This window comes from Nocardioides sp., assembly GCF_031397825.1.
In the GTDB taxonomy this organism is placed as follows: Bacteria; Actinomycetota; Actinomycetes; order Propionibacteriales; family Nocardioidaceae; genus Nocardioides.
Genome location: NZ_JANNML010000156.1, coordinates 1 through 5,124, shown reverse-complemented (window position 1 = coordinate 5,124; position 5,124 = coordinate 1). Strand labels below are relative to the sequence as shown.

At 71.2% G+C, this 5,124-nt stretch carries 8 protein-coding genes; 2 read left to right on the top strand and 6 right to left on the bottom strand.

Translation table 11 applies throughout. The annotated features are described in order from the left end of the window. The 4 genes from RMN98_RS13635 to RMN98_RS13620 all read right to left on the bottom strand — a co-directional run. A partial coding sequence (locus RMN98_RS13635; protein ID WP_309649363.1) for a GNAT family N-acetyltransferase occupies positions 1-353 on the bottom strand: 353 nt, incomplete at its 3' end. 28 nt (positions 354-381) lie between these two features. Further along, positions 382-954, bottom strand: coding sequence for a hypothetical protein (locus tag RMN98_RS13630; protein WP_309649362.1), 573 nt, complete (start codon positions 952-954; stop codon positions 382-384). Between the two features lie 30 nt (positions 955-984). Continuing rightward, positions 985-1,155, bottom strand: a complete 171-nt coding sequence (locus RMN98_RS13625; RefSeq protein ID WP_309649361.1) for a hypothetical protein — start codon at positions 1,153-1,155, stop codon at positions 985-987. A gap of 250 nt (positions 1,156-1,405) precedes the next feature. Further along, on the bottom strand, positions 1,406-2,146 hold the full coding sequence (locus tag RMN98_RS13620) for a response regulator transcription factor (protein ID WP_309649360.1): 741 nt from the start codon (positions 2,144-2,146) through the stop codon (positions 1,406-1,408). An 84-nt stretch (positions 2,147-2,230) separates the two neighbouring features. On the opposite strand from RMN98_RS13620, the gene RMN98_RS13615 reads away from it, so the two are divergent. Then, positions 2,231-2,533: a MoaD/ThiS family protein gene (locus RMN98_RS13615; protein ID WP_309649359.1), complete on the top strand. Its 303-nt coding sequence runs from the start codon at positions 2,231-2,233 to the stop codon at positions 2,531-2,533. Between the two features lie 41 nt (positions 2,534-2,574). After that, on the top strand, positions 2,575-3,051 hold the full coding sequence (locus tag RMN98_RS13610) for a thioredoxin family protein (protein ID WP_309649358.1): 477 nt from the start codon (positions 2,575-2,577) through the stop codon (positions 3,049-3,051). On the opposite strand, the gene RMN98_RS13605 is transcribed toward RMN98_RS13610, so the two are convergent. Beyond that, the gene (locus RMN98_RS13605; RefSeq protein WP_309649357.1) at positions 3,033-4,013 is read right to left on the bottom strand and encodes a GDP-mannose 4,6-dehydratase; all 981 of its coding nucleotides are present in this window, start codon (positions 4,011-4,013) and stop codon (positions 3,033-3,035) included. The genes RMN98_RS13610 and RMN98_RS13605 overlap by 19 nt on opposite strands. After that, positions 4,013-5,014 (bottom strand): GDP-mannose 4,6-dehydratase, encoded by a 1,002-nt coding sequence (gmd, locus tag RMN98_RS13600; protein WP_309649364.1) that lies wholly within the window; start codon positions 5,012-5,014, stop codon positions 4,013-4,015. The genes RMN98_RS13605 and gmd overlap by 1 nt, the downstream gene beginning before the upstream one ends. Positions 5,015-5,124 lie beyond the last annotated feature (110 nt).

The window sequence follows — 5,124 nt, the reverse complement described above, 5'->3', positions numbered from 1 at the left end:
GCATCCCCGGTGCGTCGCCGCATCACCCACAGCTCCCGCACCCGCTCGAAGCCGTACGCCGCAGCGAGCGCGGCCGCCGCGGGATGGTCACCGTGCGACCACGCCAGCACCCGCCCCTCGCCGACCGCCTCCAGCGCCTGGCGCAACAGGCTGCGGCCGACGCCCCGCCCGCGATCATCCGGCGACACCACGAGCGTGACCTCGTTATCGATCAGCAGCGCGAAGCCCGTCTCCTCCACCCACGACCGCACCCGCTCGGAGTGGTGCCGCACCGCCCGCCACGTCGCCTCGTCGACCGCGGACGCCCCGTCGGCGGCCTCGGCAGCCGCCGCGATCTGTTCCAGAGAGCTCACCCGCCCACCCTAGAGATCGGCGGGTGAGTCAGCGCGGAGACTCCGGCGCGTCGGGTGAGCCGGAGTCTCCGAGCTCGCACCCGGGTCCGCAAGGCTGCGGCGTCCCGGTCCAGCCGCGTCGGTGCAGGACCGTTGCGACGCGCGCGGCAGTCCGGCAGGGGTGGTCGAAGACCTGCGCAAAGCGCAGCCGCAGGCTCGCCCGCCCTGCCGCGAGGTCGTCGAGGTCCCGGTCCGCGTCGCGCCCGGCCGCATCCCAGGAGTCGTGCGCCAGCCGGCCGTCGAGCTCGATCACCAGATCGAGGCCCTCGTGCTCGAGGTCGCGGTACTCCCGTCCTCCCTCGGTCTCGCGCACCACCTGGCGGGACGCCGCCGGCAGGCCGTGTGCCCGCTCGACCCACGTCAGGTAGCCGTGCTCGAGGACGGAGCCCGTGCCCGCAGCCACGTCGTCGAGGACCTGTTCCACGAAGCCTCGCCAGCGCCGTCGTCGGCGGCGGCCGAGCGCCTCTGTCACCCGCTCCGGCGTCGTACGTCGACCGCAGATCTCGTCCGTGACCAGCCGCACCACCGCCGTCTCCGAGCGCGCTCGGTCGATCAGCGCCACGAGGTTGTCCTCGGGACGGACGCGCGGGGGCTACTGGCTCCACCGCACCTGCGCCGCCAGCCCCACGACGCGGTGGACCCGCACCCCAGCGGGGGTCGAGACCCGCCGAGCGGTGTCGACCGCGACGTGGACGACTCCACGCTCGTCGGGCTTCGGGCGAGCGGAGTCCAGGTAGAGCGCAGCGGGCTCGGCGAACAGCACCGCAGCCCAGGCGCGCTGGCGCCACGTGAGCGGGATGCACGTAGACGCCGGTGTGGACGCGAGCCAGCTCGCACCGGCGCACCATCCGGTCGATGTCGGCCTTGGTCGCGCTCAGGGCGAGCAGCTGCTTCCTGCTGACGACGCCGTCCTGCGCCGCGAGGGTGCACCGGAGCTCCTCGTGCTTCACGCAGGGGACGTGCCCGAGTGCCCGGTCGATCAATCAAGCCGGGCCCGCCCCTGTGGAGGACCCTCAGGCGTCGGCGTTCGACCGCTCGGTGAGCGACGCGACGTCGGCAGCGCCTTCCTTCTCCTTGGCCGGCAGCACGAAGCGGTAGCCCACGTTGCGCACGGTCCCGATCAGCGTCTCGTTCTCGACACCGAGCTTGGCGCGCAGCCGACGCACGTGCACGTCGACGGTGCGGGTGCCGCCGAAGTAGTCGTAGCCCCACACCTCCTGCAGCAGCTGCTGGCGGCTGAAGACGCGACCGGGGTGCTGCGCGAGGAACTTCAGGAGCTCGAACTCCTTGAACGTCAGGTCGAGCGAGCGGCCGCCGATCTTCGCCGTGTAGGTCGCGTCGTCGACGACGACCTCGCCGGAGCGGATGACGTGGGCCTCGGGGTCCGCTGCTTCGCGGCGGGCGTTGAGGCGGCCGATGGCGAGCTTGATGCGTGCCTCGAGCTCGGCGGGGCCGCAGGTGTGCAGCACGACGTCGTCCATGCCCCAGTCGTGGGAGACGACGGACAGGCCGCCCTCGGTCACGATGAGCAGGACCGGCACGTCGGTGCCGGTGGTGCGGATCAGCCGGCTGAGGTCACGCGCGCCGGCGAGGTCCTGGCGTCCGTCGACGAGCAAAAGGTCCGCCTCGGGGGCCTCCAGCAGGGCGCTTCCCTCGGCTGGGAGGATCTTCACGGTGTGGCCCAGCAGCGACAATCCGGGCAGGACCTCGGCTGACGGCTGGAGCGCGCTGGTCAACAGCAGCAGGGTGCTCACAATGGTCTCCTCCCGAATGGGGCGGGGACCGAAACGCAACACTGGGCTCCGGTCAGGCGAATCTGAGAGGAAGAATAGCGAAACGTGAGCGTCACATCGGATCGATCCGGGTTAAATGAGACCGACGCCATCCGCGTCAGGTACTGGGCTGCCGCCCGATCTGCGGCTGGTTGTGACGGGGACGACCTTCCTGTCACCGGCCCGATATCTCTCACCGATGTCCTGCGACAGGTCGCCCAGCTCCACCCCGACACCCGGCTGATGGCCGTCCTCGGCACCTGCTCGGTCCTCCTCGGTGACCGCCCGGTCGCCACCGAGGACCCCGACGAGCTCCAGGTGCCGCCCGGCTCCGAGCTCCAGTTCCTGCCGCCTTTCGCCGGCGGCTGAGTCGCAGGAATGCCCCTGACCGGACGATCGTTGAGCACCCCGTGACACCTGGACAGCTCGTGCTTCTCATCGCCGTCATCGCCGCCTTAGCCTTCGGCGGCTATCGCGCCCTCACCGACGGCCGCTTCCGCGGCACCCACCGGGTCCGCGATGCCGAGACGTCACCCAGCCCCGACGCGCCGGCAGCAGCCACCGAGACCCCGACCTCGGTCCTCGCCGACACCGACTGGTCCAGTCAGCTCGGCGAGAAGGCGACGCTGCTGCAGTTCTCGAGCGCGTTCTGCGCCCCGTGCCGCGCCACCCGACGCATCCTCACCGAGGTGGCCGAGGTCGTCCCGGGCGTCACCCACCTCGAGGTCGACGCCGAGCAGCACCTCGAGCTCGTCCGCCGGGTCGGCGTCCTGCGCACCCCCACCACGCTGATCCTCGATGCCCACGGCACCGAGGTCACCCGCGCCGCCGGCGCTCCCCGCAAGGAGCAGGTGCTCAACGCCTTGGCTCAGCTGGGCGTCAGGTAGGCCGGGGACTCCTCGACGCCCGACCGCAGCCGCTCGAGGTCGACGCGCACCATCTGGGCCACCACGTCCTCGAAGCTCGTGGACGGCTTCCACCCCAGCACTCGCCGCGTCTCGGAGATGTCGGCTGCCAGCGTCGGGGCATCAGCAGGACGCAGCAGGGCCGGGTCCTGCACGACGTACGCCGAGGGGTCGCCGAGGCCGGCCGCCGCGAAGGCCGCGGCCAGCAGGTCGTGCAGCGTGTGGGTGACCCCGGTCGCGACGACCAGGTCACGGGGCGTGTCCAGCTCGAGCATCGCCACCATCGCCCGGACGTAGTCGGCTGCGGCACCCCAGTCACGCGACACGTCGAGGTTGCCCAAGGTCACCGACGACGCCCGGCCGAGAGCGATCGAGGCTGCGGCCCGGGTGATCTTGCGCGTGACGAAGCGCCGAGGTCGCAACGGGCTCTCGTGGTTGTGCAACGTCGCGGTCACGGCATGCAGCCCGAACGCCTCACGAGCGACCGAGACGGCGGCCCTGGCCCGCACCTTCGACTGCGCGTAGGGACTGCTCGCCCCCGGTGCGCTCTCCTCGGCCGACCCGGCCTGGAAGAAGCGGACGTCGTCGCCGTGCCGGTCGCGCAGCTCCACGAGCGAGGCCAGCATCCGCTCCACCGCGACGCCGTTCACCTCCTCGACCAGGTCGGGCTGGTCCCAGCTCGCTCCGACCGAGGAGAACCCCGCGAGGTTGAAGACCCGCGAGGGACGCCACAGCTCCACCAAGGAGCCGAAGCCGGCCGCGTCACACAGGTCGTGCGACACCACCTCCACCCCGGACAGGTAGACCGACATGGCAGTCACCGCAGGATCGCCGGGACGCACCGTGCCTACCACCTGCCAACCCCGCGCGATCAGCTCCCGGGCGAGGTAGACGCCGTCCTGGCCGGCGACCCCGGTCACCAGGGCCACCCGGGAGGGCGTCATCAGAGCAGTCCGGCGGCCGGCCCCCCGGCCAGTGCCGCGACGTCGGCGTCGACCATGAGCCGGGCCAGCGCGCCGATGTCGGTCCGGGCCTTCCAGCCCAGGACCTCGCGCGCCTTGCTGGGGTCACCGATCAGCGCGTCCACCTCGGTGGGCCGCTCGTACTTCGCCTCGTTGAAGATCACGTAGTCGCGCCAGTCCATGCCGGCGTGGGCGAAGGCCTGCTCGCAGAAGTCCCGCACGGTCGTGCCGACGCCCGTGGCGAGCACGTAGTCGCCAGGCTCGTCCTGCTGGAGCATCCGCCACATGCCCTCGACGTACTCCTTGGCATAGCCCCAGTCGCGCACGGCGTCGATGTTGCCGAGCAGCAGCACGTCCTGGTGGCCGGCCTGGATCGCCGCGACCGCCTGGGTGATCTTGCGGGTCACGAAGGACTCGCCGCGGCGGGGGGACTCGTGGTTGAAGAGGATCCCGGAGACGGCATACATGTCGTAGGCCTCGCGGTAGTTGACCGTCATCCAGTGCGCATAGAGCTTGGCCGCGGCGTAGGGGGAGCGGGGGTAGAAGAGCGTGTGCTCGTCCTGCGGGGGAGGGGTCGCGCCGAACATCTCCGACGTCGACGCCTGGTAGAACCGGCAGTCGAGCTTGGCGGCGCGCAGCGCCTCGAGCAGCCGCACCGTCCCGATGCCGTCGGCCGAGGCGGTGTACTCTGGGATCTCGAACGACACCCGCACGTGGCTTTGGGCCGCCAGGTTGTAGACCTCGTCGGGCTGGATCTCGTGGACCAGGTTGACCAGGCTGACGCCGTCGGTCATGTCGCCGTAGTGCAGGAACAGCCGTTCCCCGGCCGAGGCGTCGAGGTAGATCGGGTCGATGCGCCCCCGGTTGAAGCTCGACGAGCGTCGCACCAGCCCGTGCACCTCGTAGCCCTTGTCCAGGAGCAGCTCGGCGAGGTAAGAGCCGTCCTGGCCGGTGATCCCGGTGATGAATGCGCGCTTGGGCACGTCGGTCCTGTCCTGCTCGAAGAGTGGGTCACGCGAGGATAGTGCCGAGCCATCTGCGACGGTGGGCGCCGTGGACAACGCTCGCGTACGCCGGGTGGTCGCGGTCGTGC

Excerpts from the sequence above, each read along its gene's own strand:
- RMN98_RS13605 (WP_309649357.1), bottom strand. The coding sequence starts at position 4,013 with ATGACGCCCTCCCGGGTGGCCCTGGTGACCGGGGTCGCCGGCCAGGAC.